Source organism: Sphingomonas azotifigens NBRC 15497, assembly GCF_002091475.1.
GTDB classification, from domain to species: Bacteria; Pseudomonadota; Alphaproteobacteria; order Sphingomonadales; family Sphingomonadaceae; genus Sphingomonas; species Sphingomonas azotifigens.
On the sequence record NZ_BCTR01000019.1, the window covers coordinates 64,929 to 90,610 of the forward strand.

The 25,682-nt window shown below is 67.5% G+C and carries 26 protein-coding genes and 1 pseudogene; 15 read left to right on the forward strand and 12 right to left on the reverse strand.

Annotated features, from left to right (window positions below):
- Window position 1: 1 nt before the first annotated feature.
- From SAZ01S_RS08720 to SAZ01S_RS08750, 7 genes are read left to right on the forward strand one after another with little or no spacing between them, the layout of a single operon-like run.
- Complete coding sequence (locus tag SAZ01S_RS08720) at window positions 2-424, forward strand: EscF/YscF/HrpA family type III secretion system needle major subunit (RefSeq protein WP_084581885.1); 423 nt, start codon at window positions 2-4, stop codon at window positions 422-424.
- Complete coding sequence (gene sctJ, locus SAZ01S_RS08725) at window positions 421-1,185, forward strand: type III secretion system inner membrane ring lipoprotein SctJ (RefSeq protein ID WP_084581886.1); 765 nt, start codon at window positions 421-423, stop codon at window positions 1,183-1,185. The genes SAZ01S_RS08720 and sctJ overlap by 4 nt, the downstream gene beginning before the upstream one ends.
- A complete protein-coding gene (locus SAZ01S_RS08730) occupies window positions 1,182-1,658 on the forward strand; it encodes a hypothetical protein (protein ID WP_139810006.1) in 477 nt (158 codons plus the stop codon). Before sctJ ends, SAZ01S_RS08730 begins: the two co-directional genes overlap by 4 nt.
- Entirely contained in the window at window positions 1,655-2,242 is a 588-nt protein-coding gene (locus tag SAZ01S_RS08735; protein ID WP_084581888.1) for a FliH/SctL family protein, read from the forward strand. The genes SAZ01S_RS08730 and SAZ01S_RS08735 overlap by 4 nt, the downstream gene beginning before the upstream one ends.
- Complete coding sequence (locus SAZ01S_RS08740) at window positions 2,239-3,558, forward strand: FliI/YscN family ATPase (RefSeq protein ID WP_084581889.1); 1,320 nt, start codon at window positions 2,239-2,241, stop codon at window positions 3,556-3,558. Before SAZ01S_RS08735 ends, SAZ01S_RS08740 begins: the two co-directional genes overlap by 4 nt.
- Window positions 3,548-4,003 (forward strand): hypothetical protein, encoded by a 456-nt coding sequence (locus tag SAZ01S_RS23600; RefSeq protein WP_139810007.1) that lies wholly within the window; start codon window positions 3,548-3,550, stop codon window positions 4,001-4,003. The genes SAZ01S_RS08740 and SAZ01S_RS23600 overlap by 11 nt, the downstream gene beginning before the upstream one ends.
- Window positions 4,000-4,554 (forward strand): hypothetical protein, encoded by a 555-nt coding sequence (locus tag SAZ01S_RS08750; protein WP_084581891.1) that lies wholly within the window; start codon window positions 4,000-4,002, stop codon window positions 4,552-4,554. The genes SAZ01S_RS23600 and SAZ01S_RS08750 overlap by 4 nt, the downstream gene beginning before the upstream one ends.
- Before the next feature lie 11 nt (window positions 4,555-4,565).
- Here the strand turns inward: SAZ01S_RS08750 and SAZ01S_RS08755 are convergent, their stop codons facing one another.
- The 3 genes from SAZ01S_RS08755 to SAZ01S_RS08765 form a co-directional block, all read right to left on the reverse strand.
- The gene (locus SAZ01S_RS08755; protein WP_084581892.1) at window positions 4,566-5,036 is read right to left on the reverse strand and encodes a hypothetical protein; all 471 of its coding nucleotides are present in this window, start codon (window positions 5,034-5,036) and stop codon (window positions 4,566-4,568) included.
- A 132-nt stretch (window positions 5,037-5,168) separates the two neighbouring features.
- Entirely contained in the window at window positions 5,169-6,086 is a 918-nt protein-coding gene (locus SAZ01S_RS08760; protein WP_084581893.1) for an ankyrin repeat domain-containing protein, read from the reverse strand.
- Window positions 6,087-6,120: 34 nt separating this feature from the next.
- Complete coding sequence (locus tag SAZ01S_RS08765) at window positions 6,121-7,044, reverse strand: Tle-like phospholipase domain-containing protein (protein WP_167693112.1); 924 nt, start codon at window positions 7,042-7,044, stop codon at window positions 6,121-6,123.
- Window positions 7,045-7,222: 178 nt separating this feature from the next.
- On the opposite strand from SAZ01S_RS08765, the gene SAZ01S_RS08770 reads away from it, so the two are divergent.
- Complete coding sequence (locus SAZ01S_RS08770; protein WP_167693113.1) at window positions 7,223-8,074, forward strand: DUF1521 domain-containing protein; 852 nt, start codon at window positions 7,223-7,225, stop codon at window positions 8,072-8,074.
- Window positions 8,075-8,204: 130 nt separating this feature from the next.
- Here SAZ01S_RS08770 and SAZ01S_RS08775 read toward each other — a convergent pair whose 3' ends face one another.
- Both SAZ01S_RS08775 and SAZ01S_RS08780 read right to left on the reverse strand, forming a co-directional pair.
- Entirely contained in the window at window positions 8,205-9,800 is a 1,596-nt protein-coding gene (locus SAZ01S_RS08775) for a CehA/McbA family metallohydrolase (protein WP_084581895.1), read from the reverse strand.
- A gap of 53 nt (window positions 9,801-9,853) precedes the next feature.
- Window positions 9,854-12,316 carry a TonB-dependent receptor gene (locus tag SAZ01S_RS08780; protein ID WP_167693115.1) on the reverse strand — a complete coding sequence of 821 codons (2,463 nt, stop codon included), beginning with the start codon at window positions 12,314-12,316 and terminating at the stop codon, window positions 9,854-9,856.
- Here SAZ01S_RS08780 and SAZ01S_RS08785 point away from each other — a divergent pair.
- Window positions 12,315-13,052 carry a TetR/AcrR family transcriptional regulator gene (locus SAZ01S_RS08785; RefSeq protein WP_245824726.1) on the forward strand — a complete coding sequence of 246 codons (738 nt, stop codon included), beginning with the start codon at window positions 12,315-12,317 and terminating at the stop codon, window positions 13,050-13,052. The two genes, SAZ01S_RS08780 and SAZ01S_RS08785, sit on opposite strands and share 2 nt — an antisense overlap.
- A 341-nt stretch (window positions 13,053-13,393) precedes the next feature.
- On the opposite strand, the gene SAZ01S_RS08790 is transcribed toward SAZ01S_RS08785, so the two are convergent.
- Together SAZ01S_RS08790 and SAZ01S_RS08795 are read right to left on the reverse strand one after the other, a co-directional pair.
- Entirely contained in the window at window positions 13,394-14,038 is a 645-nt protein-coding gene (locus SAZ01S_RS08790; RefSeq protein ID WP_084581898.1) for an alpha/beta hydrolase, read from the reverse strand.
- Window positions 14,039-14,043: 5 nt separating this feature from the next.
- Window positions 14,044-15,045 (reverse strand): LysR family transcriptional regulator, encoded by a 1,002-nt coding sequence (locus tag SAZ01S_RS08795; RefSeq protein ID WP_084581899.1) that lies wholly within the window; start codon window positions 15,043-15,045, stop codon window positions 14,044-14,046.
- 114 nt (window positions 15,046-15,159) lie between these two features.
- Here SAZ01S_RS08795 and SAZ01S_RS08800 point away from each other — a divergent pair, with 114 nt between their 5' ends.
- Window positions 15,160-15,492 (forward strand): nuclear transport factor 2 family protein, encoded by a 333-nt coding sequence (locus SAZ01S_RS08800; protein WP_245824728.1) that lies wholly within the window; start codon window positions 15,160-15,162, stop codon window positions 15,490-15,492.
- Entirely contained in the window at window positions 15,489-16,262 is a 774-nt protein-coding gene (locus tag SAZ01S_RS08805; RefSeq protein WP_084581900.1) for an SDR family oxidoreductase, read from the forward strand. The genes SAZ01S_RS08800 and SAZ01S_RS08805 overlap by 4 nt, the downstream gene beginning before the upstream one ends.
- 33 nt (window positions 16,263-16,295) lie before the next feature.
- On the opposite strand, the gene arsH is transcribed toward SAZ01S_RS08805, so the two are convergent.
- The 4 genes from arsH to SAZ01S_RS08825 are packed head-to-tail and all read right to left on the reverse strand — an operon-like array spanning window position 16,296 to window position 18,895.
- Window positions 16,296-17,060: an arsenical resistance protein ArsH gene (gene arsH / locus SAZ01S_RS08810; protein WP_084581901.1), complete on the reverse strand. Its 765-nt coding sequence runs from the start codon at window positions 17,058-17,060 to the stop codon at window positions 16,296-16,298.
- Window positions 17,057-18,088: an ACR3 family arsenite efflux transporter gene (gene arsB, locus SAZ01S_RS08815; RefSeq protein WP_084581912.1), complete on the reverse strand. Its 1,032-nt coding sequence runs from the start codon at window positions 18,086-18,088 to the stop codon at window positions 17,057-17,059. Before arsB ends, arsH begins: the two co-directional genes overlap by 4 nt.
- 40 nt (window positions 18,089-18,128) lie before the next feature.
- Complete coding sequence (gene arsC, locus SAZ01S_RS08820) at window positions 18,129-18,554, reverse strand: arsenate reductase (glutaredoxin) (protein ID WP_084581902.1); 426 nt, start codon at window positions 18,552-18,554, stop codon at window positions 18,129-18,131.
- A gap of 11 nt (window positions 18,555-18,565) precedes the next feature.
- Entirely contained in the window at window positions 18,566-18,895 is a 330-nt protein-coding gene (locus SAZ01S_RS08825) for an ArsR/SmtB family transcription factor (protein ID WP_084581903.1), read from the reverse strand.
- A gap of 113 nt (window positions 18,896-19,008) precedes the next feature.
- Here SAZ01S_RS08825 and msrB point away from each other — a divergent pair.
- The 4 genes and pseudogenes from msrB to SAZ01S_RS08850 form a co-directional block, all read left to right on the forward strand.
- A pseudogene (gene msrB, locus SAZ01S_RS08830) lies at window positions 19,009-19,293 on the forward strand (peptide-methionine (R)-S-oxide reductase MsrB); the annotation flags it as partial.
- A gap of 301 nt (window positions 19,294-19,594) precedes the next feature.
- Window positions 19,595-20,764: a tyrosine-type recombinase/integrase gene (locus SAZ01S_RS08835; RefSeq protein WP_084581905.1), complete on the forward strand. Its 1,170-nt coding sequence runs from the start codon at window positions 19,595-19,597 to the stop codon at window positions 20,762-20,764.
- Window positions 20,765-21,146: 382 nt separating this feature from the next.
- Complete coding sequence (locus SAZ01S_RS08845; protein WP_084581913.1) at window positions 21,147-23,690, forward strand: cation-translocating P-type ATPase; 2,544 nt, start codon at window positions 21,147-21,149, stop codon at window positions 23,688-23,690.
- Between the two features lie 10 nt (window positions 23,691-23,700).
- Complete coding sequence (locus tag SAZ01S_RS08850; RefSeq protein ID WP_084581914.1) at window positions 23,701-24,759, forward strand: AI-2E family transporter; 1,059 nt, start codon at window positions 23,701-23,703, stop codon at window positions 24,757-24,759.
- Window positions 24,760-25,085: 326 nt separating this feature from the next.
- Here SAZ01S_RS08850 and SAZ01S_RS08855 read toward each other — a convergent pair whose 3' ends face one another.
- Entirely contained in the window at window positions 25,086-25,304 is a 219-nt protein-coding gene (locus tag SAZ01S_RS08855) for a helix-turn-helix transcriptional regulator (protein ID WP_084581907.1), read from the reverse strand.
- Between the last annotated feature and the right edge of the window lie 378 nt (window positions 25,305-25,682).

Sequence of the window (25,682 nt, forward strand, 5' to 3'; positions counted from 1 at the left end):
GATGAGCATCGATGCAATTGGCGCGCTGGTCGCGCCGGCCGGGGGGCAGGGCACGAACGGCGTGTCCCGCGCCTTCGAGCTGCTCGCCCCCGGCGGCCATGGCGGCGGCGCCACCACCCCGCAGTTCGACGCCCGCTTCCAGGCGGCGCTGGAGAAGATGGGCGGGGTGCAGGGCACCGTCGCCGCCGGCCCCATTCCGCCGGCGATGAAGGGCATGTTCAACGCGCTCGACCAGGTCAACGTCCAGGCCCGCGCCGTCTCGCGCTATGCCGAGACGGCCGAGGCCAGCGGCGGGCAGCTGACCCCGGGCGAGATGGTGCAGCTCAACATGAAATGCTCCGAATTCATGTTCCAGGCGCAGCTTACCTCCAACATTGCCAACCGGAGTTCGGACGGCGTGCAGCAACTGTTCAAGCAGCAATGAGCGGCCGCGCCCCCGCCCGCCGCTGGCAGTCGCGGATCGCCGCGCCGCTGCTGGTGATCGCCGCCTTCGGGCTTGCCGGCTGCAGCCGGCAGGAAGTCTATGGCAAGCTCACCGAACCGGCCGCCAACGAGATGATCGCCGTGCTCAACCAGGCCGGCATCACCGCGACCAAGGTGGCGGGGGAGAAGGACCAGTGGAGCATCGCCGTCGACCAGGCCGATTTCGCCCGCGCGGTGGAGACGCTGCGTGCGCACGGCCTGCCGCACGAGGACTATGACTCGCTCGGCTCGGTGTTCAAGAAGGAGGGTTTCACCTCCACCCCGCTGGAGGAGCGGGCGCGGCTGATCTACGGCCTCTCGCAGGAGCTGAGCCGGACGATCAGCGGCATCGACGGCGTGGTGCAGGCGCGCGTGCACCTGACCATGCCCGAAGCCGATCCGCTGTCGCGCGAGGCCAAGCCCTCGGCGGCATCGGTGTTCGTGAAATACCGCACCGGCTTCGACCTGCGCAGCCAGACCGGGGCGATCAAGTCCCTGGTCACGAACTCGATCGACGGGCTCACCTATGACCGCGTCTCGGTGGTGATGGTGCCGGCGCAGGCGGCGCCGGTGCTGCCGGAGAGCGAGGGCATGGTATCGGTGTCGACGCTGATGCGCGGGGCGATCGGCGTGGTGGCGCTGATCGTGCTGGCGATTGCGGGACGCGGGCTGTGGCGGATGCGGAAACCGCGGACCAGCGTGCCGGATACGGTGCAGCGATGAACCGGGAGACGCGGAACGCCAAGCTGGTGCTGGTCGCCCGGCATTGTGGGCAGGGACGCGGCGCGCGTTTTGCCCGGCGGGCGCGCGGGCAGTCGGTGGTGTGCTTCGGCGACCTCGCCAAGCTGCCCGACTGGCTCGATGCGCCCGAGGCGCAGCGCGCGCGGATCGCGGCGGCGGCGGGGCTGCTGCGCCACCGCCGCGCGATCGATGCCGAGCTTTCGGGGCCGCGTCTCGCGGCACTGGCGGCCGCCGTGGGCGAGCCGCTGTTCGACACGGTGTGCGAAGCCGAGGTGCCGGAGATGGTCGGGGCGGAAAAGCTGCCGCCACCCGAGCGCGTGCTGGCCGCCGGCAGGCAATTGCTGGAGGCCGCCCTGCCGCTCGCCTTGCAGGACCAGTTCTCCGGTGCGCGCGACGATGCCGTGGCGCGGGACCTGCTGGTCCGGGCCCATGCCATTGCGGAGAGCCTCGCATGACCTATCATCTCGTCCATGCCGATGATGCCGCGCTGCTGTTCAGCGAGCGGGCGGTGATCAAGCGCGAGGAGCGCCAGTCCTTCGCCGACGCGGTGGCGTTGCTGGGCGCGGTGCGCGAGGCGCAGGCGCGCGCGGTGCAAGCTGCGAACGATGCGCGGGAAGAGGCCTACAGCACCGCATTGCACGGCGCGCGGGCCGATATCGAGGAGCTGCTCGCCCGCGAGATCGCGCAGTTTTCCAAGGCTATTGATTTGCAGGAGCAGGCTTGTCGCGCCGAAATCGCCGACGCCGCGCTGGCGGCGGTCCACGCCGTGCTGGGCGAGCTCGACGACGCGACCTTGGTGCCGGCGCTGGTCGCTCGCGCGCTCGATCGGCTGCAGCCGCAAGGTGCGGTGATCGTCGCCGTCGCGCCGGAGATGGCGGACAAGGTTGCAGCTCGGCTCGTCGACTTGGCCGAGGTCACGATCCTGCCCGATCCGGCTCTCGGGGCGCACGACTGCGCAATTCGAACCGAACAGGGGCAGGTGATCGCGAGCCTTTCCGTGCAGCTCGAAACCCTCGCCAAGCGCTGGGGGGTGGCATGAGCGACCCGCTGGCGCTGCTGCGTGCGCTCGACGCGGCGCCGATGTTCGAGCAGCATGGCCGCATCGTCGGCGCGCTCGGCACGACGTTGCGCGTTACCGGCGTACGTGCGCGGATCGGCGAGAATTGCGAGATCGTCGATGCCGAGACCGGTTTCTCGCTCTGGGCCGAGGTGATCGGCCTCGCCGATGGCGGCGCAATTTTGACGCCGCTCGGGGACCTGCGCGGCCTGTCGATGCACAGCGACGTGATCCTGCGCAGCGGCGAGGATCGGGTGCCCTATGGTGCCGACATGCTGGGCCGTGTGCTTGACGCGCGGCTCCAGCCGCTCGACGGTCTGGGCAGCGTCCGCCGCGGCACCGACCGCCCCATCCATGGCGAGGCGCCCAACCCGATGCACCGCCGTCCCATCGACGCGGCGATGGAAACCGGCATCCGCGCGATCGACGGGCTGATGCCGATCGGCATCGGCCAACGCGTCGGCATCTTCGCCAGCGCCGGTGTCGGCAAGTCGACCTTGCTCGCCAACCTCGCGCGCAACGCGCAGTGCGACGCGATCGTCATCGCGCTGATCGGCGAGCGCGGTCGCGAGGTGCGCGAGTTCATCGAGGAGACGCTCGGCGCCGAGGGGCTCACCCGATCGGTGGTGATCGTCGCCACCTCGGACCGCCCGGCGATGGAGCGGGTGCGCGCGGCGCATGTCGCCACCGCCATTGCCGAGGGGCTGCGCGACGAGGGCCGCCACGTGCTGCTGCTGATGGACAGCGTCACCCGCTTCGCCCGTGCGCTGCGCGAGATCGGGCTGGCGGCGGGCGAGCCGGCGGTGCGGCGCGGCTTCCCGCCCTCGGTGTTCGCCGAACTGCCCCGGCTGTTCGAACGCAGCGGCACCGCCGCCGAGGGCGCGATCACCGCGCTCTACACCGTGCTGCTGGAGGACGAGGAGGGCGATCCGATCGGCGAGGAAGTGCGCTCGCTGCTCGACGGCCATATCGTCCTCTCGCGCAAGCTGGCGTCGCGGGGACATTATCCGGCGATCGACGTGCTCGGCAGCCTGTCGCGCCTGTTCCCGCGTCTTGCGAGCGGCGCGCAGCAGCGTGCAGCGCACGGGCTTCGCGCGATGCTGGCCAAGCTCAACGAGATCGAACTGCTCGTCCAGATCGGTGAATATCAGCCCGGCCGCGATCCGCTGGCCGATCGCGCGCTGGCCGAGCGCCAGGCGATTGCCGCCTATCTGCGCCAGTCCGGCAGTGAACGCACCTCGCTGGGCGAGAGCATCGCCCGGCTACGCACCTTCGAGGAGATGGACCATGCCCGCTGACAATCGCGCGCCCGTGCTGGCGCGCATCGCCGAGATGCGCGAGCAGCGACTCAAGCGCGCGCTGATCGAGGCGCGTGAGGCCGCCGCGCAGGCGCGAGCGGCGGCCAGCGCTGCCGAGGCCGCACGCATCGCGGCGGAACGCGCGCGCGGCGATGCGCGGCTGCTGTTCCAGGCGAGTCCGGCCTGTCCGCAGACGCGGCTCTGGCTCGACCAGAGGCTGGCCGAGGAATTCGGTGCCGCGGCCCGTGCAAGCGACCAGCGCGCACGCCACGAGATCGCGGTCGATGCGCAGGGGGCCGCCGGACGCGCGCTCGACCAGCACCGCGTCCGCAGCGAGAGCGTCGCCACGCATCACCAGACCCTCCGCCGCGCCGAGCAGCGCCGGGCCGAGGATCGCATCGATTCCGAAGCCGCATCCTTTCTCCTGTCGCGAGGTTGGGCATGAACGGCGCCCCGACCAGCGGCTCGGTCCAGAGCAAGCCGGCACCCACCCCCCGCGATGCGCCCGCCAAGGGCGAGCCCGAAGCCGCGCCGAAGCAGCGCAAGGCGTTCGCCGATGCGCTCTCCCGCCACGCCGGTAAGCGGACGGCGAAGGATCCCGGCATGGACAAGGCCGACGGGTTGGCCGCGATGATCGCGCCTCGAGACTTCGCCGCCCTCGCCGTGGCCGCACGGCCGTCGGCGGCGAGTGCCGTAGATCCCGCGCAGCACGCCCAACTCGACCGTATCGCAGCCGCCATCGCCGAAGTCAGCAAGACCGCGCAGCCCGAGGTGCATCTGTCGCTGCCGCTGGGCAGCTACAAGGTGGAAGGCGCGGTGCTGGGGCATGACCTGGCGGGGCAGGTCAACGTGCTGCTGATCCCCTCGGCCGCCGTGCCGCCGGCGGTGGCAGCCCAATGGAGCGAGCAGCTGCACGAGCGCCTGCTGCGGCGCGAGGTGCGCGTCGGCAAGGTGGGCGTGCAGGGCAACGCGGTGGCGATGGCGGCGCGGCGCTGAGGCTGCGTCGCTCAGCGAACGGTCCGCGTCGGGTCCTCACGTAGCCGTACGATCGCGCCGTCGATTGCCGCGAGGGCCTTGTCGCAGTCCGACATGCCCGGCCGGGCATCGGGATCGAGCAGCGCATCGCCGAGGCCGGAAAGCCGATCCAGCACGTCGCTGGTCGGCGAGGCGGCGACGAGCGCAGCGACCTCGCTCGTGAAGGCGTTGAGCGCCCGCGACAGCCGTCCGGCACCCGCGGGGCTGGCGTTCAGGGAAGCGGCGAGATCACGCGCCATGCTCTCGGTGTCATATGGATCGACAGATCGCCGCGGTGCAGCGCCTCCCTCGATCAGCCCCAGCGCGCGCGTGAGTGTGCCGGCGACGCGGTTGGACAACACCGTCATCGCCTGGCCGACCAGCGCGTGCGGCGTCGTGCCGGTCGCGCCGATGGTACCGATCGCAGTTGCGCGCGGACCATCGATTCCGATGGGCTGAGTCATGGCCGAATCTTGTCCTGCAAGAGGATCATGCGGTCGTAGGTAGCGAATTGCCGATCCCGGCGCGCTCCACGAATCGCTTAGAGACTGTTTGGAAATGCGCCGCAGCGCATTTCCAAACGGGCGCTTAGGCATTCAGCGCATCGCTGCCCGCATCCGCACCAGCACCGACGGCGCGACGGTCATTCCCGCCTTGGCCATGGCGGGCGTCGGCCAGACGCCGCCCGCCACTTGCTGCTTCACCGTTGCGCGATCGGGCGGAGGCCAGCCGAACCCGGCGTTTCGAGCGCGCTCCAGCAGGCGAGAGCGCGCCGCGCGCATTTCCGGGCTGATGAAGATCACCGGCGCGTCGAGCAGCGCATGCGCGGCCATGCTGCCATCCTCGGCGACGCTCCACAGAGTGCCGCCCTTCTCGACCAGAAGCTCGGCGATCGCCGCCTGTTCGGCATCCATCGCGACCCGGACAGGGTCGATGCCGAAGCCATCGGTCCAGCGCGGATCGGCACCGTGGCGCAGCAAGGTCATGACTCCGCCGAGATGGCCGAAGCTGATCGCGCTGCGCATCGGGTCCTGGCCGTCGGGCTGCGGGTTGGGCGAGGCGCCGGCGGAGAGCAACTGCTCCGCCATCGCCGGGCTGTCGGCCAGGATCGCCAGCGACAGGGCAGCACCGGGCTTCACCCCGTCCTTGGGCATGCCCGCGGCGAACAGCATCGTCGCCGCATCGGCATCGCAGCGGGCGACGGCGAAGGTGAGCAGGTCGCCATATTGGCCGGCCGGAGGCTGGGGCACCTTGGGGTCGTCGACCACCGCCGTGCTGATCAGTCGCGGATCCCGCACCAGCATCGCGTGGGCATCGTCGACGCGGCCGTCGAAGATCGCCTCGGCCAGCGCGCGGCCGGAGGCGCCGTTGCTCAGATGTGCGAGGACGCGGCTACGGTCGGGCAGCACCACCGCGGCGCGCTTGGTGTAGCAACTGGGCGCAGCGGCCATGCATCCTCCGATCGGGGCGGTCGCGAGCATCAGCGCGGCGAGGATGCGGACGCGGCGGTTCACGGGGCCATGCTGTAGGGAGTGGGGGAGCCCCGGGTCAATGCGCGCCCAGGCTGCTTTGCACCCAGTCCATCTGGTGCCTGGCGACCGGCGTGTCCTGATACCAATGCTGGCCCGCTGGTTGCCGGGCGTCGAGTGGAATGCGGGTGCCATAGGCCTCGGGTGCATCGGCAAGGAGTGCACCGGGGATGCCGCCGAGGATCGCGCCGGCCACCCGGTCGCCGCCGTCCTGGATTGCCGAGAGGATCTCGCCGCGCACATAGAAGGCGGCGATTGTCGGCGCAGGGGCATCGCCGCGGATCGCGCCGGCCTGGCGGATCGTCGCGTCGCTGAGCCCGGCGGCGTTGAAGGTCTGTGCGTCGCGCCCGCTGGCGAGCGCTGCCGCCGAGGCGAGGCCGCCGCCGAGCGAATGGCCGGTGATCGTCACCTGCGCCTCCGGATGGCGGCCGATCGCCTTCGCGATCAGCAGCGCGCGGGTATATTGGTCCGAGGGCAGGCCAACGCCCTGCTGAGCGTTGGCCTTCCAGTCGCTGCCATCGGTGGTGCCGCGAAAGCTGACGACATAATTGGGGCCGCCATCGCCTTCCGCCACATAGACGCGGGCGCGGAAGCTGCTCTGCGGCGACGCCAGGTCCTCGGCGCGCAAGCCCAGCCTGGCGAGATCGTCGCTGCTGGCGACGCGGTAGCCCGCGGGCGGGGCGGGCGTATCGTTGTAGACGTCCGCCGCCATCGCCGCGAGGTCGATGGTGGAGGGGCCGCCGGTCCGTTCGGCCGTGCATTGTGGGGCTTCGCTGCGGACGACCTGGACCGGCGTCGCGGGCTGCTGCCAGGCAAGCAGCTCACGCGGCGGCAGGTGCCGCGACTGAAAATCGTCGTTCGCGGCGCGCTGCTGCGCTGCCGGAATCGCCGACGAAGCCCCGATGCCGGTAGGTCGCACGCGCGGGTCAGCAACCGACATCATGTTCCGGGTTCCTCGTCGAAGGACAGTCGCACCTCGATGCCATCGCCGGCGCGGTCCGTCGCTAGACGATTCGTTTAGGCCCCCTACGCGATCCGGCGATGCCGCAGCGGGGCGGGGCATGGGAAGCAGCACCCTATCAACGGGCTCGCCCCCACTCGCCTTTGTCAGGAGCATGGACATGACGACGATCTCTGCGGCCGCCTCGACTCCGTTCGCCGCTGCGCAACTGGCGCTGGCCGGCGGCGTGCTCGCCCAGCAGTTCAACCCGCTCGGCGCCAGCGCCTATGCCAGCGCGATGCTGCCGTCGCTGCTGTCGATCCAGTTGGGCACGATGGCCGGCGCGGGCCAGCTGCAGCCCCAGGCGGGCTTCACCGCGCAGACCACCGGCCAGAGCACCGCGCGCATCGATCTGGGCGACGGCTATCATCTGGCGATCGACGAGCGGAACAGCGAGATGACGATCGTCAACGACGCGACCGGCCAGAGCACCCGCGTGTGGGGCGATCCGCATGTCGAGGTGAACGGCAAGCACCAGTTCGACTTCTATGGCACGACGACGTTCGAGCTCGACAACGGCACCAAGATCACGGTGAACACCGAGCAGGGGAAGAGCAATCCCAATGTCTATTTCGCCAGCCAGATAGTGGTCACGCGCGGCGCCAATGCAGTGGTGATCGACGGCATCAGCCAGCAGCAGCTGGGGGATCTCTCGGTCAGCGTCTCGACCAACGGCTATGCGCTCGATGCCGCCAACCGCGACGGCTTCACGGTGCAGGAGTCCGCGGGCGGCTGGCAGACCGAACTGGGCGAGACGGTGACCCAGGCCGATGCGGACCTGACCAAGCCGGGGCAGCTCTATGGGCCGGACAGCGACATGCCGAGCCTTGCCGAGCTTGGTTCCGCGATCGGCGGCTTCCTGCTCTATGGCAGCGTGCTGGGTAGTGCCTTCGCGACCAGCGCTGCTTCCAAGCCCCTCGTTGCCGGCAGCGACCGCACGCCCTTGCTTGGTCGGCTTATGCCAAACGCTTGAGGTACCATGACGATCGGCTGGATGGCATGGGGAGCGAAGGCGCACGCACGATCGCCGAACGCCTCCATAAGGCATGGTCGGCCGGCTTGGCGGGCCTGCTGAACGCCAGCGTCACCCGGTTGCAGTCCGCCTAATGCGCGAGCGCCCGGGCGCTGGACTCGGGCCCGTTCTCCATGCGGTTCTTGGCCGGCGGTGATCCGAAATTGACATAAACGGGGTTGGTCAGAATGGCGCGCTTGCCGCCCTCGCGCACTTCGAAGCGGATCCAGTGTCGGTGCCCGTCACCCGGGAAGACGAAGGATAGCGACGCGCCCCCGCTTTCCAGCCGCGCGACGGAGAGTTCGGGCACGACGTGGCCATCGACCAGACCCACCAGTTCGCCGCCCGCGCTGCCGCCGATCGTCAGCTTCAGCGTGAGCGCCTCGCCCTCGCGCAACGCGACATCGTCGCCGATCGTGCTGGTGAAGCGCGGCGACGCGGCGACCAGGTCGAAGCTGCGGCCCGGCTTGCCGGTCAGGTCGATCCAGACATGGCCGGCCTGGATGCCGTCAAGGATCGCCCGCTCCGAAAGTTCGCTGGCCCGCACCACCGTGGTCGGGAATCCGACGCCGAGGCGACCGAGCTGGGTATCGTGATTGTCGCTGCCGCCGACCGCGGTGACGCGCCGCCCCTGCGCGACGGCCTTTTCCCAGTAATCGAAGTCGCCCATCGGATCGCCGCCGCCGATCTGCGCGAACAGCTTGCCGGCATTCATCGCCTCAATCGCATCGACCTCGCCGATCGTCGCCGCCGGTGCGGTCCAGCCGCAGCCGCGGCAGCGGAAATCGCTGGGCGAGCTCGGATGGTTGATCGAGACGATCGCGCCCGCCGCCTTCGCCGCCCGGATCATCGTCGCCATGTCGGGCATCGCGCGCTCGCCCAGCCGGTAGTCGACATAGCTGGTCGTGCCGAAGATGTTGAAATGGCCCTGCGCGGTCGTCATTTCCCGGCCGGGGATCAGCAGGATGTCGTCATAATAGGGCTGCAGCTCGCGCAGCGCGTTGTAATGGGCGACATTGTTGTGATCGGTCACGGCGATGAAGTCGAGCCGTGCCGCCAGCGCCGCGTCCACCGTCCGGAACACCGGGCACGGCACGCTGCGGCCGCGCCGGCTGTCGCAGAACCCGTCGCTCTCGCCGGTATGGAGGTGGAGGTCGCCGCGATACCAGCGCGTGCCGCGCACCAGCGGCTCGGGCGAGAAGGTGGAGACGGCCGGGCGATCCCCCTTGCGCCAGAACCAGATGCGGGCGGTATAGGTGGAGGTCACGCCTTCGCCGATATAGGAGACGCCGAGATCGAGCGCCCAGCGCCGGCCGCCGATCGGCCCCGGCGTGAACGACGGCGTGGCGTTGTTCTCGTCGATCACGACGGCGTGCTTGTTGCTCCCGCTCCAGCCCCGGAAGCGCTCGCCGTCGAACAGGCCGAGGTTGATGACGGTCTTGCCGTCGGGCCGCGTGTAGGTGAGTTCCACGCCGATCCGCTCGACACCCTTCGGCACGTCGAACGGCACGGCCAGGTTGCGCTGGTAGCTGGACCGGTCGACCGTGCCGGTGAGCACGAGATCGGGCTGTTCCTTGCCGATCGCGAGCGGCACCTTGTCCCAGGCGGGCAGGTCTTGCGCGAAGGCGGCGGCGGGCAGCGCCATTGCCGCGAGGAACAGGACGGAGCGGAGCAGCTTGGCCAGCATGGGAACCTCTCGGAAAATGCGGGCGGCGCGGGGATCGACGCCGCCCCCTTGATTCAGAAGCGATAGGTGACGGCACCGCGCACGCTGCGCCCGAAGATCGAGCGGGCGATATAGACCGCGTTGCCCACCTCCTCGTTGACGATCGTGCCCGCGCGCGGATTGCCTTCGGTGAGGCCGATCGTGTTCGTCACATTATTGGCGATCAGGTTCAGGCTCAGCCGCCGGTTGACGTCCAGCCGCGCGTTGATGTCGAGCGTGGTATAGGCGGGCAGGTTGATCTGGTTCGCGACGTCCGCCCAGCGCTGGCCGTAATGCGAGATGTCCGCCTCCAGCCGGAAATGGTCGTCCAGCAAATTCACGCCGGGGGTGAGGCGGAACTGGTGCCGCGGCACGCGGATCAGGCGGTTGTTCGAATAATCGACCTTCTGCCCTGCGCTGGTAGTGTAGGCGAAGGCGCTGAACCGCGCATCCTGATAGGTGTAGTTGGCGTGCAGATCGAACCAGCGCGCCGGCCGCCACATGCCCTCGACCTCGGCACCCCAGGTGCGGGTGTCTCCGAAATAGGTGTTGCGGACCAACTGCCCCTGGCCGTTCGCGCGGTAGTCGTCGATCTGGTAGCTCTGGTAGACCGTGCGGAAGCCGGTGACGAAGAAGTTGACGTTCGGCCGCGCGAACTTGATGCCGACTTCCTGGAAGTTCATCGTCTGGGTGATCGGCGCCTGGCTCGGATTGCCGAAGAAGCTCGACACGCCCGGCAGGCGGAAGGTCGAGGTATAGCGGCCGAACACGCCGAAATCGGGCCGGATCTGGTAGTTGAGACCCGCCGTCCAGGCGATGTGGTCATAGCTGGCGTCGAATGGGGTGAACACGCCGTTGCCGGTCAGCACCGCGTCGTCGGCCGCAGTCGCACTCTGGTTGAGGTTGCGGGTGCGCGTGCCCTCGCTGGAGCCGCTGACGTCGATCTGCTCCCAGCGCAGGCCGCCGTCGAGGCGCAGTTGGTCGGTCAGGCTCCACTCGTCCGAGGCATAGAGCGCCAGGGTATGCGAGGTGCCGTTGGAATTGCCATATTCGGTGCCGTAGCTCTGCACGCCGTTCTCGGTGAGCTTGACGTTGCCGACCGAGACGTCGAACAGCGAGGCATTGTCCTTCACGTCGGTGAGGATGCCGGCGGAGGTGGCGCGGTACTTCTCGTCGACATAGGCATAATAGAGGCCGAAGGCGAAATCATGCCTGCCGAGGAACGACGCGGTCTTCTGAAGCCGCGTGTCGTTGATCACCTCACGCTCGGGCACGGTGAACGAGCGGGCGAGGTCCAGCAGCGCCAGGCCGTTGCCATTCGCGTTGCGATCGAAGGTGCCCCCGCCATTGGTGTAGGTGAGCGTCAGCGGGGTGCCGGCAGGCAGCTTGTAGGTGCTGCGCAGCGAGGCGAGCAGCGCGTCATAGCCATAGACCGTCCGCGGCGTGATGCTGTTGCGCTTCTGGTAGCTGTCGCGGAAGCGCAGGCTCTCCACCAGTGTGAAGTCGCTGCCGAGCTCGAACTTGCTCTGCATCGTCACCTGGGTGAGGCGCGCAGTGTTGGCGGTACCGGCATCGAAGTCATAGCCCGCGCCGTCCGCGGTGCGGAAGGTGAAGTGGCGCGTTTCCGGTCCGGCGATGGTGTCCGTCAGCGCGTCGAAGCCCGGCGCGCCGACGGGCTTGCCGTTCTTGTCGTTCACGAACGGCGTGACCATCGCGTTCTCGACCTTCTCGTCGATGCGCTTGACGCCCAGCATGAACGATCCGCCGTCCCAATCGCGCGACAGGGTGGCGCGGATCTGGCCGCCGTCGCCCAGGCGATAGCCGGTGTGGCGCTGGCCGTCCGAGATGCGGTAATAGCCGCCGGTGAAGAAGCGCCAGTCGCTCTTGCCGATCGGCCCGCCGATCCAGCCGTCGACGCGGTGGGAGTTGAAGCTCGCGCCCTCATAGCGCACCAGCCCTTCCAGCGTGTCGCTGCCCTTGCGCTGGATGAAGTTGACCACCGCGCCCGGCGCGTTCGAATAGAAGAGCGAGGAGGGGCCGCCGCGGACGACCTCGACGCGCTCGAGCGTCTGGTCGATGCGATAGGACTGGTCGCCGTTCAGCCAGCCAAGCCCCGGATCATGCTGGATGGTGATGCCGTCCTCGAGCAGCGCGACCTGCGAATAGCCGTCGGTGGGGATGCCGCGCACCCGGATGTTGCCGCTGGTCTCGCCCGAGGAGCTTTCGACCCAGAAGCCGGGCACGTTCTTCAGCGCCTCGCCGACGCCGATCGGCGCCTTCATGACCAGTTCTTCGGGGGTGATCGTCGAGATGGCGTAGCTCGCCTCGACCTTGCGCTGCTGGTTGTTGCCGGCACGGGCGGTGACGATGAGCTCGTCGCCGGCATCTTGTGCGGGCGGGGAAGGGGCGCGATCCTGGCCGAACGCGGGGCTGGTTGCGCCCAGCGCGAGCGTCATCGTCGCGGCGGCGCCCATCAGCGCCCGCCGGCTGCGAGTCATGTCCATCTTGCTTTTGCCCTTTGTTGGTGCTTTCGCTGGGCGGGCATATGGTAGCGATAATTATCAATTTTATGACAGGCACGCGGCTTCATGGATAAAACTGTTCGCTTGGATGCCCAGGGTGAGTAGCTATCGCAGGCCAGTGCAGGAACGTTCGCAGCGCACCTTCGACGCGGTGCTGGACGCAACGGGCGTCCTGCTGAGCGAGGTGGGCATCGAACGTATCTCGACCAACATGATCTGCGAGCGGGCAGGCGTTTCGCCCCCGGCGCTTTATCGCTATTTCGATGACAAATATGCGGTCATCGAAGCGCTGGCGGAGCGGTTGCAGGAAAAGCAGGCGATCGTGCTCGCGGCGTGGATCGAACGCTATGCCGATGCCGGGCTGGAGGTGATCGCCGATCGCACGCTGGAATTGATCCGTGCCCTGCATCGCATCAAGGCGAGCGAGCCGGGCGCGCTATGGATCATGCGGGCGCTGCACGCCGTACCGAGCCTCACCCATCTCCGGCTCAACTCGCACAACCGCGTCGCCGACCTGCTGACGGACGTCTATGTCCGATACCTTCCGCAGGTGGACAGGCGCGTCCTTCGAAGAAGAGTGCGGCTCTCCGTCGAGATCGCATACAGCATCGACGAGATGCTGGTGGAGGAGGCGGCGGACGTGGATGGAACGCTGGAGGACGCGCATTATGTGTTCAAATGCATGTTCCACTATCCGGATTATGCGGAATAGCGCAACGATGTATCCGTCGCTGAACCATGGTCTTGATAATGCGTGGCGGTCGGGAAGCGTGACCGCAGCGATGGGAGCAGGCCAGGTGTGGACTTGGCCCGTCGGGCAGCGCTCGACTTGGGCGGGTAGCCGCGACGACCCGTACGACACAGGGGCCGCTTCATAACCGCGGCTGCGGTGAGATCCTGCGTATTCGCCAGCCGGCCGAAAGCAGAAAACGCGGACGGAATTGCTTCCAATCGGTCGAGCGTGTCGACCCCGCACAGCGCCCCTGCGGCAGAATGTCCGCGGTGCAGGATTGCGCCCCAGCCGAAAGGCCTTCCGAGGCACTCCCGGTCACCTCAGCCGATCACGCGCCTCGCGAACGCCGTCGCCGCGGCCAATCCGTCCTGCCCGACGCTGTGTCCCACGCCGGGCGAGACGTGCGTTTCGACCGCGACGCCGTTGGCCGTCAGCGCCGTGGCGGCTAGGTCCATGGATCGGAACGGAACCACGTCATCCTCGGTCCCGTGGATGAGGAGCACGGGCGGCCGGCTGCGGATGTCGGCCTCGAGCCGGTCCGGCGCGACGAGCATGCCTGAGATGCCGACGATGCCCGCGACCGGATCTGCACGTCGCAGGCCGACGTGGAGCGCCATCATCGTTCCCTGGCTGAAGCCGACCAGCAGGAGCCGGTCGCTGGTCAGACCGGCGGCTTCGCGTTCTTGCGTGAGGAAGGCGTCCAGCCCAGGCGCGGCGGCGGCGGCACCGGCGGCGCGCTCGGCCATGGAGAAGGTCTCGATCGGCCACCACTGGTGGGCGGCTGCCATGCGCGGGATCATCGACGGGGCGTTGGGCGCCACGAATGCGGCGTCGGGCAGTGCGGGCTGGATCATGGTCGCTAGCGAGATGAGGTCGTCGCCGTTGGAGCCGTAGCCGTGGATGAGGATGACGAGCGCGTCCGGCGCGGAGCCGGAGAGCGGGGCGAGGCGGGGTCCGTCGAGCAAGTCGTTCAGTCCTTTCGCTGGGCGGCCTTGGCGGACCGCTTCCGTGGTGTGGGTGCAGCCGTCGTCCTTGCAGTCGCTGCGGCTGCGGCCACCACTGCCGCCTCGGCATTGCGGGCAGCCGCCACTTCGCGCGCGAGGTCGATGAACGCGCGGAACGCGGCCGACGGGTTCCGACGGCTGGGATAGTATAGGCACAGCGGGGCGAGCGGCGGCGTCCAGTCCTCCAGCATCTGCACGAGCCGGCCGGACGCAACGTCGTCGCGGACGTCCGCCTCCATGAAGAAGCCGATGCCCATGCCATCGAGGACGGCGATGCGGGAGAGGCTGGCCTCGTCGAGCGTGATCGGGCCCTGCACGTCGATCTGGACGGCCTCGCCGTCTTTCTCGAAATGCCAGCGGTATAGCGCGCCGTTGGGCAGGCGGATCCGCAGGCACGGATGCGCGAGCAGGTCGTTCGGCACGCGCGGCGTCGCGCGATCCTTCAGGAAATCCGGGGAGGCGACCACGGCGAACCGCCTCGCCGGCCCGAGCGGGATGGCTATGGTGTCGGTGGGGACCAGCTCCGCCGAACGGATACCGAGGTCGAAGCCCTCGGCCACGACGTCGACGAGCCGCCCCTCCGTGACGAGGTCGATGTGGACCCTGGGGTAACGCCGGAGGAATTCAAGAACGAGGGGGCCCAGTATCTCGCGGGCGGCGGTCGCGAAGGAATTGATGCGCAGGGTGCCAGAGGGCGTCTCCTGCTGCGAGCGCGCCGTGTTCATGGCGTCGTGGATGTTCTCGACCGCCGGCCCGATCTGGCCGACGAATGTCTTTCCGGCGTCCGTCAGGGAGACGCTTCGGGTGGTGCGGTTGAACAGCCGCACGCCGATCTGGCGCTCCAGCTTGCCGATCGCGTTGCTTAGCGCGGTCGTGGACATGCCGAGATCGACCGCCGCCGCGCGGAACGAGCCGCGATGGACGATGGCGAGGACCGCCTCCAGCTCAATCAGACCCGACCTAGCCATTGTCCCGTTTTCCGTGACACCACATCACAATCTATCCCGATTATCAGACCAGCCGTCCATCCATAATTTGCGTGGCGAGGGCGGCGCGAATGCTGCCGCCATGACTTGGAGGACATGATGGTGATCGACATGCCAGCCGCGATCGCGGGATACTTCAAAGCGGACGGCGCGCGCGACGCGTCGGCCGTCGCCGACTGCTTCACCACCGATGGCGTCGTGCACGACGAGGGACACACGCACGTCGGTCGCGATGCGATCCGCGCTTGGACCGGGGACTATCTGGCGAAATACAACCCGACCGCCGAGCCGTTCGCGATCGACGAGGTTGATGGCCGCACCGTCGTGACGAGCCATGTGTCCGGCGACTTCCCCGGCAGCCCCATCGACCTGCGCTTCATGTTCACGCTCGACGGCGACGCCATCTCCAGCCTGGAGGTGAAGCCGTGAACCCATTCGTGTCGCTGGAGGGCAAGCGGGCCCTGATCACCTCCGGCACGCGCGGTGCCGGGGCGGCGACCGTGGCCCTGTTGCGGGAACTCGGCGCCCGCGTGCTCACGACCGCCAGGTCGAAGCCCGATGCGCTGCCGGAGGAACTGTTTGTCGCGGCCGACCTCACCACGGCGGAGGGCTGCGCGACCCTCGCGGACGCTGTGCGCGAGCGGATGGGCGGTGTCGACATCATCGTGCACATGCTCGGCGGCTCGTCGGCACCGGCGGGCGGGTTCGCCGCGCTCGGGGAGGAGGAGTGGGCGCGGGAGATCAATCTGAACCTGATGCCGGCGGTCCGCCTCGACCGCGCGCTGCTGCCGGACATGGTGTCACGAGGCTCGGGCGTGGTCGTCCACGTGACCTCGATCCAGCATGTGATGCCGCTGCCCCAGGCGACGACCGGCTATGCGTCGGCGAAGGCGGCGCTCTCCACCTACAGCAAGAGCCTGTCGAAGGAGGTCTCGCCGGCCGGCGTTCGCGTCGTGCGGGTGTCGCCCGGTTGGATCGAGACCGAGGCGGTTACGGATTTCGTCGAGAGGATCGGCGGCGAGGCCGGGCCCGAGGAGGGGAGGCGGATCGTCATGGCGGCGCTCGGCGGCATCCCGCTCGGCCGGCCGTCGACACCGGCCGAGGTGGCGAACCTGATCGCTTTTCTCGCTTCGGATCGCGCCTCGAGCATCACCGGGACGGAATTCACGATCGACGGCGGCACCGTCCCGACGGCGTGAGCAATTGGCCGTGGTGGCCGGTCGGGTGCGTGGTCACCTCCGAGGGCGATTGATCGCTTGGGAGGCGATGGCGACTGCGGAGTGATCCTCACGCTTCGCAAGCACACCGGCTTCCTTCCGTTCGGAGTAACGGTCGACGAGCTGGGCGGCGTGTGGGCGCATGAGCACGGTCATCCGAACGAGCTCCTCCATCACGTCGACGATACGGTCATAATAGGCCGAAGGCCGCATGCGGTCGTCGTCGCCGAACTCCTTGTAGGCCATTGCGACGGACGACTGGTTGGGGATCGTGAACATCCGCATCCAGCGGCCGAGCAGGCGCAGCGTGTTGACGCTGTTGAAGGACTGCGATCCGGCCGACACCTGCATCACGGCGAGCGTCCGTCCCTGAGTGGGGCGCATGCCGCCCATCGACAGCGGAAGGTGATCGATCTGCGCCTTCATTACGCCGGTGATCTGGCCGTGCCGCTCGGGGCTGCACCAGACGTGGCCCTCGCTCCACATCGGCAGCTCGCGCAGTTCATGGACGGCGGGATGGTCGTCGCCGGCGGCCTGATCGGGCAGCGGCAGGTCGGAAGGATCGAAGATCCGGGTCTCCGCGCCGAACAGCGTGAGCAGGCGCGCTGCCTCCTCGACGCAGAGGCGCGAGAAGGAGCGCTCGCGTAGCGAGCCGTAGAGAAGCAGGATGCGCGGCGGCGGTTGATCGACGCCGAGGCCCAGCGCTGGCCGATCGATCACGAACGATCGGTCGAGGGCTGGAAGTCGGCCGGGATCCGCCAAGGTCCGAATGCGGCTCATGCGAAGAGATTGCTTTCATACCATCCCCGCGACCGCTTCACGATCGCGACGACCGACAGCATCACGGGAACTTCGACCAGCACGCCAACAACGGTGGCGAGCGCGGCACCGGATTTGAGACCGAACAGGGAGATGGCCGCAGCCACCGCCAGCTCGAAGAAGTTGGAGGCGCCGATCAGGGCGGCGGGCGCAGCCACGCACCAGGCGACCCCGAGACGGCGGGACAGGAAATAGGCGACCCCGGCGTTGAGATAGACCTGGATGAGGATCGGCACCGCGATGAGTGCGATCACCAGAGGTCGGGCGACGATCTGCTCACCCTGGAAGCCGAACAGCAGGACCAGTGTGGCGAGCAGCGCAAGGAGCGAGGCAGGGCTGAGCCGTGCGAGCAGGCGATCAAGTGCCGCCTGTCCGCCCGATGCCATGATCGACGTGCGGGCGAGCTGCGCCAGGACGACGGGCACGACGATGTAGAGGCCGACCGAGATCAGTAGCGTGGCCCACGGCACCGTAACCGACGCGATGCCGAGCAGCAGCCCGACCAGCGGGGCGAAGAGGAAGACCATCAGGACGTCGTTCAGGGCGACCTGGCTGAGCGTATAGGTTGGATCGCCTTCGCACAGGTTCGACCAGACGAAGACCATCGCGGTGCACGGCGCGGCGGCCAGCAGGATCAGGCCGGCGATGTAGGATGAGGACTCGCCTGCGGGCAGCAGGGGCGCGAAGAGCCAGCCGAGGAATACCGCGCCGAGCAGCGCCATCGAGAACGGCTTCACCCCCCAGTTCACGACGAGCGTGACGATTACGCCCTTCCAGTGCTGGCGGACGGAGCCAAGCGCGCCGAAGTCGATCTTCAGGAGCATCGGCACGATCATCAGCCAGATGAGGCCGGCGACCACGAGGTTGACCTGGGCGATCTCGGTCGAGGCGATCGCGGCGAAGACGCCGGGCAAGGCCTGACCGAGAGCGATCCCGGCGACGATGCAGAGCGCGACCCATAGCGTCAGCCATCGCTCGAACAGCCCCATGGCCGGCTTCTCCGGCACGGTGACGGCGGGGGCGGTCACGTCAGGCGATCCGCTTGCCGTCGGCGTCGACGACCTGCTCGCCGTCCTCCTTTGCGAAGGCGCCGCGCTGGGCGTCGGGCAGGATGTCCAGAACCGCCTCGGACGGACGGCAGAGCTTCACGCCGAGCGGGGTCACGACCAGCGGCCGGTTGATGAGGACGGGGTGCTCCATCATCGCGTCAACCAGCGCCTGGTCGGACAGCGTGGCGTCATCGAGACCGAGTTCGGCGTAGGGCGTGCCCTTCTCGCGCAGAAGGTCGCGCGGCGTCATGCCGGCGCGGTCGATCATGTCGACGAGCAGGGCGCGGGTCGGCGGTGTCTTGAGATACTCGACCACATGCGGCTCGACGCCCGAGTTGCGGATCAGCTCGAGCACGTTGCGCGACGTTGCGCAGGCGGGGTTGTGGTAGATGACGATGTCGATCACGGGCCGGTCCTTCAGCAGCAGGTCAATGCAGCGAGCAGCGGCTCGCACAGTTCGGCGCGGCCGCCGCAGCAGTCCTTGGCGAGGTAGGTCATGAGCTCGCGGAGCGTGTCGATCCCGGCACGCTGTATCTGCAGTCGACCCCGCTTTTCAGCTGTGACGAGACCCGCCTTGGCCAGCACCGCGAGATGCGAGGAGAACGTGCTCTGCGTCAGCCCGCTCATATCCACCAGCGCGCCAGTGGAGAGACCGTCGGGCTCATATCTCACAAGCTGACGGAATGCTTTCAGTCGGGTCGGATGCGCAAGCGCAGCAAGGATGACCAAGGCCTGATCGTCATTCATCCATCGACTTTAATCGATGTAATCCCTGTCGGCAAGATGCATCGACTTTTTTCGATCGATGTCGGTCTTTCGCGTTGCCGCGCGATGCACCGCATTATGCGTATGGAGACCGCATGACCGACTATCGCAAGACCGACGAGGCCGTCGCCGCGCTCACCCCGGAGCAGTTCTGGGTGCCCCAGGAGAGCGGGACCGAGCGCCCCGGCACTGGCGAGTATCTCAACAACAAGAAGCCCGGCATCTATGTGGACATCGTGTCTGGCGAGCCGCTGTTCGCCTCGTCGGACAAGTATGAGTCCGGCTGTGGCTGGCCGAGCTTTACCAAGCCCATCGAGCCGGCCGACGTCGCAGAACTTCGTGACGTCAGCCACGGTATGGTCCGGACCGAGGTCCGTTCCGCCCGTGAATCGCCGAGACCCGCGCAACGTAGAGCACGGTGCTTGCTAGGTGATTGCCGGTTATGAAATTTGCCCCAATTGGCAAACTGCATTCCGCTCGAAAAAATTCGCAGAAAACCGTTGGCGCGCCCGGCTGGATTCGAACCAGCGGCCCCAAGCTTAGAAGACGTGGTAAGAGGCTTCCGAGGACGTCTGAAACTGTCTTTCTAGGAGAGAGGGAAGGGTACAGAAGATCCCCCAATATTGCGGAGTGTCTCATTTCCTGTTACCTAAAACGTTACCTGACGGAGCGATAGGTAACATGGCCAGGTTGACCGATACTCGCGTAGCCGCGTTGAAGCCGCCTGCGGTTGGACAGGCAGAATATCCTGACGATCTCGTCACCGGATTGCGGCTCCGCATCGGAGCAGGTGGCCGGAAGGCATGGATCGTGCGAACGCGAGCGGGCACTAAGGTGCTCAATAAGACGCTCGGCACCTACCCGACGCTTGGCGTGGGCAAGGCGCGCGAAGAGGCCCGCAGGTTTCTTGAGGATTTGGCGACGACTGGCACGCCGCGAGTGAACCGGACGTTCGGTCAGCTGGCAGAGGATTGGTTGGACAAGGTAGCCAAGCCAAACAACCGCTCCTGGCAGCTGCAAAAGCGGCGCTTGGAGATCCACGTTCTGCCAAAGTGGGGTGACCGGAAACTGGATACTATCCGCCGTGCGGATGTGCGCGAACTCATCGAGTCGATTGAGGGCGAGGTGTCGCCGAACCGGAACCTGACTTTGATCCGCACGCTTCTTCGATATGCTGTCTCGCGGGACTGGATAGAGTCGTCACCAGCGGAGGCAATTGCCAAGCCGAAGATCGAGAATCCGCGCGATCGTGTCCTCGAGATGGATGAGGTGCGGCGCGTTTACGTTGGTGCAGACCTGCTCGGTTATCCTGCCGGTGGTTTCATCAAAATGCTTCTACTTACAGCACAACGCCGAACTGAGGTGGCGGAGATGCGCTGGGACCAGATCGATCTGGACGCAGGGGTTTGGGTGATTCCATCGGAATCGGCGAAGTCAGGCAGGCCGCATCTGGTGCCTCTTTCGGCTCTCGCAGTTCGGTTGCTCCGGTCCGTACCCAGGCTTGGGGATTACGTCTGGACCAGTGACGGCAATAGCCCGATCAGTGGTTTCGCAAAACTTAAGCAGCGGCTCGATGCTTTTCTCGCCGCATCTGGGGGCGCGTTGCAGCCATGGGTGCTCCACGATTTGCGCAGAACTGCGGCGACGCACATGGTGCGCTTGGGCGTCACGGAGACAATCGTTGGTCGAGTGCTGAACCACGCCGTGCAGGGCATCACGGCGAGAGTCTACGCGCTTCACAGCTACGCTCCTGAGAAGCGGGAGGCGCTTGATCGCTGGGCCGCTGACGTTCATCGGGAAATGGAGGGATGTAGCCCGCTGTCCATTTCTGGTTCGGCCCATCCGCGGTGAATTGATCATCGATCAGCCGAACTTAGTTTACTATCTCCGCGAACGGGGCGTCGACACGATGTGGCATGCCGTCGTCACGCAGGAGGACGATCTTGCGCGCCTGTCTGCCGTACCGTTCCCCTGCGTCGCAAAGCCCCGCGAAGGGGCGCCCATGCATCTTCTCCCACCGATCGGCTGGTGCAGCAGTAGGTAGATTACCCAAGAACGCTGCGGCGGCTGGGGTGTCATAATGCGCCGGCTGCGCCCGATCGAGAGGGAAAATGATGTGCCTGCCCATGACCGTACGGGGCCAACGCCGCGTGCCTGACACGTCGCAAATGCGGCTTGGCCTCTGTCGCGCCGGGCGCGGGCGGTCGTGACAGCACCCCCAGTCAGCATACCCCTGGAAGGTTTGAGCACCGAAGCGGCGGCGGCCCGGCTTCGCGAGGAAGGCCCGAACGAGCTGCCGCGTGCGGGGCAGCGCTCGCTGCTCCGCATCCTAGTCGAAGTCCTTCGCGAGCCGATGCTGGCGCTGCTGCTGCTCGGCGGCATCGCCTATCTGCTGCTCGGCGATCGTGCCGAGGCCCTGATCCTTCTGGCCTTCGCGACTTTTTCGGTGGTGGTCACCGTCGTCCAGGAAACCCGCACCGAGCATGTGCTCGAAGCGCTGCGCGACTTGTCCGCACCGCGCGCGCTGGTGCTTCGCGACGGTGTCCGCGTCCGCATTCCGGGACGCGAAGTGGTATGTGGCGATCTGATCGTCCTCGAACAGGGCGACCGGATAGCTGCGGACGCGATCCTGCTCGAAGCCGCCGATCTGCAGACCGACGAATCGCTGCTGACGGGCGAATCGCTGCCGGTGGGCAAGACCGCATCCGGCCCGGACAGCACCGACGCTGCCCGCCGGCCGGGCGGTGAAGGTCAGCCCTTTGTCTATTCGGGGTCGCTTGTTACGCGCGGCAGCGGGGTCGGGCGGGTACTGGCAACCGGCCCGCGCAGCGAGATTGGCCGGATCGGCCAGTCGCTCGCGACGCTCGACACCGACGCCCCGCGTCTGCGCCGCGAAACCGCCCGGCTGGTCGCCTGGTGCGGGATCGGCGGCGGCGTGATCGCCGCGCTCGTGGTGCTGCTCTACGGGCTGTTGCGCGGCGGCTGGATCGAGGCGGCGCTTGCCGGCATTGCGATCGGCATGTCGATGTTGCCGGAGGAGTTTCCCGTCGTGCTGACGGTGTTCCTCGCCATGGGCGCCTGGCGGGTGGGCAAGGTTGGCGTGTTGACACGGCGTGCCGCCGCCATCGAGGCACTTGGCTCGGCGACCGTGCTTTGCACCGACAAGACGGGCACGCTCACCGAAAATCGTATGTCGGTCGCCCGGCTGTGGCTGCCCTCTGGCGATACGATCCGCGTGCGCGGCGATGACGCGGTGCCGCCCGACTATCACGCACTGATCGAAACTGCGGCGCTCGCCAGCGCCGTCGAGCCGAGCGACCCCATGGAAGTTGCGCTGCACGCGGCGCGTGCGCAGGTGCCAGCGTCCGGTCGTGGCGGCACCGTGGCACATGCCTATGCGCTCCGCCCTGAACTGCTCGCCATGTCGAACATCTGGGACGATGGCGAGCAACTTGCGCTCTGCGCCAAGGGCGCGCCGGAAGCGATCGCGACGCTGTGCCGGCTGGCGCCCGCGGATGCTGCGTCCATGGCGGCGGCGGTCGAGGCAATGGCGGCGGAGGGCATCCGCGTGCTCGCGGTTGCCAATGCCACGCCGAGCGACCGCAACTGGGCGGCGACCCAGCACGACTATGCCTATGCACTGGCGGGTCTGGTCGGGCTGGCGGACCCGTTGCGGACCAGCGTTCCCGCTGCGGTGGCGGAATGCCGGGCTGCAGGGATTCGCGTCGTGATGATCACGGGGGATTATGCAGCGACCGCACGCGCGATCGCGAACCAGGCGGGGATCGCCGCGGGGGATGTCCTCACCGGGGCCGACCTGGCGTCACTGGACGACGCTGCGCTCGCCGCGCGCCTCCGGAGTGTCACCGTCTTCGCGCGGATCATGCCCGAGCAGAAACTGCGGATCGTGCAGGCGTTCAAGGCCGATGGGGAAATCGTTGCGATGACCGGCGACGGTGTCAACGATGCCCCCTCGCTCAAGGCCGCGCATATCGGCATCGCGATGGGCAAGCGTGGCACCGACGTGGCGCGCGAAGCGTCGGCCATCGTCCTGCTCGACGATGATTTCGGGTCGATCGTCCGGTCGGTGCGGCTCGGCAGGCAGATTTATGACAATATCCGCAAAGCCATGGCCTTCATCTTCGCCGTGCATGTGCCGATTGCAGGGCTCGCGCTGCTGCCCTTGTTCTTCGGGCTGCCGATCCTGTTCGGGCCGATCCACATCGCGCTGCTGGAAATGGTGATCGATCCCGTATGTGCGCTGGTGTTCGAAGCCGAACCTGCGGAGGGCGACGTGATGCGGCGCCCCCCGCGTGCACCCGACGAGCCGCTCTTCTCGCTGCCAATGATCGCGTGGAGCGTCTTCCAGGGGTGCCTCGCCTTCGCGATGTTGGCGACGGTCTTCCTGGTCGAAACCTGGTCGGGCATGCCCGAGGCCGAACTGCGCGCGCTCATTTTCTTCGCCCTGATCGCGGAGATCGTTGCACTGGTGCTGGTCAACCGTGCGTTCAGCGCCGCGCTCGGTACTGCACTCGTTCGGCATAACATGGCGCTGCGGTATATCGCCGCCGCGATCCTCGGCGTGACCGGGGTGATCCTGTTCGCTCCCTGGGCGCAGGCGCTGCTCAAATTCGGATCGATCGCATGGAGCGACATGGCCTTCGCCGTCGCGCTGGGCATCGCCTTGCTGCTCGCGCTCGAAAGCTGCAAGCCACGCCTCCGCGGGATCGCGCGTGCCGCATCCCGGCCGGCGCGCACGCGGGGCGGCGCTACGTGAGGATGTGCCCATGACGTTCGCTCGCGCCTTTGCACTGGCGCTGCTCGCCTTTGCGACGCTTGCCTTTGTCTGGCTGGTTACCCCGTTTTCGGGCGCCATCCTTTGGGCGGTGATCGCGGCGGTGCTGTTCGAGCCGCTCAATGCGCACCTGCTGCGCACCATGCCGCGCCGGCGCAATCTGGCTGCGCTTGTCACGCTGCTGGCGATCATCGCGCTGGTGGTGGTGCCGGCAGTAGTGCTTGGCGGCGCACTGTTGGGCGAAGCCAAGGCGCTCTATGCGCGGACGCAGAGCGGCGACGTCGATTTCGACCGGCTGTTTGCCGGCCTGCAGCGCGAATTGCCTGCCTGGGCGCGGGACTGGCTCGGCGATGTCGGTCTCAGCGACATGGAGGGGCTGCGCGCCAAGCTCAGCCAGGGTCTTGCAACCGGCTTCCAGGCGGTGGCGGCCCGGGTGCTGAGCGTCGGCCAGGGCACGCTGGGCTTTTTCCTCGATTGGGGCGTGATGCTCTATCTCACCTTCTTCCTGCTGCGCGACGGTCGCCAGATCGCGGGACGGATCGAGCGTGCCCTGCCGATCGAGGGCCCGCAGCGCGCGATTCTCGTCGCCAAATTTCTCGCCGTGATCCGCGCCACCATCAAGGGAAGCCTGATCGTCGCTGTCCTTCAGGGCGCCACCGGCAGTTTGACCTTCTGGATTCTGGGGATTCCAGGCGCGCTGTTCTGGGGGGTGGCGATGGGTGTCTTTTCGCTCTTTCCCGCAATCGGCACGGGGCTGATCTGGGTGCCGATCAGCCTCTACCTGTTCGCCACTGGAGCCGTGTGGCAGGCGACGTTGCTGTTCGCGTGCGGCTTTTTCATCATCAGCAGCGTCGATAATGTGGTGCGTCCGATCCTGGTCGGCCATGACGCGCGCATGCCGGACTATATCGTGCTGCTCGCCACGCTGGGCGGCTTCGAGTTGATGGGGTTCAACGGCTTTGTCGCAGGGCCGATCATCGCGGCGCTGTTCCTTGCTGCATGGGAAGCATTCTCGCTGCCATCGGCTGGCGCTGAGCGACCGAAAAGGTAGGTTTCGACAAGCTGTAGAGAAAAGGGCGAAGGACGTTTCGCGCCACTGGCACGACCGCGCTCTATGCCGCTACGCTCCACCGAGCCCCTGGCGGGTCTCGGCCGCTGGCGCGGTGACGATCGCTAACGCAAGGGCCGGCGGTTCGCCGGCATGCGGACAGCGCTGCGCGCTGGCCGCCTGGTTCGGCGCATTGCTCGAGCGGTGGGAGATTGCTCGAGCGGTGGGAGGCTGTCACCCTGCCGTGCGCCAGCCCGGATCGCAGGAGCATGCTCGTGACGGATCGGATCTGATCCTCAGGCTGTCGGCTGCTTGGGTAGTGGCCATCCCTAATCAGAAACTTGGTTTGGGGACCCGTGCATCGGGTTGTCGAGCCACGCTGCGATCGCCGATTCCCGCCAGCCCATGCACCGCGTGCTAATCCGCATGTTCTTGGGAAAGGTGCCGGCTGCCATTTTTCGGTAGAGGGTGGAGCGGGTCAGGCCGGTGCGTGCGAGCACGGTCTTGATCCGGAGAATGCGGTCGGGTGGGTCGGGATGGATCTGCATTGCTATTACCTTGCATCGTTTGCGGGTTGGTGGAGCGCCCCGGGACAAGTTTGCATCGAGCGGGGTGGTCGGCAAAAGAGCCTTGCTGGGGTAAGAAGAGGTCGTTCTGGGGACTCTTCCCGCCGAATTGCTGCGCAAGATTGCTCGCGAATTGGGGGCGGCGGTCTCATGGCGTCCCACGCCAGCGGCGTGACTGCGCTCGCACGCCGCTGCGCGGCGCCGAGTCGCTGCGCCGTCTCGGCCCTTCGGGTTTTGATCGCGGACGCTGGCCGATCCTGCGGACCGGCGGCCGGCAGGTGCCGGCAGCGGAACGCGGGGGTGGTGCGCGCGCTGGCGCACGCCTGCGGCGACCCCAGGGCGCGCGAGGTATTGGTGCCC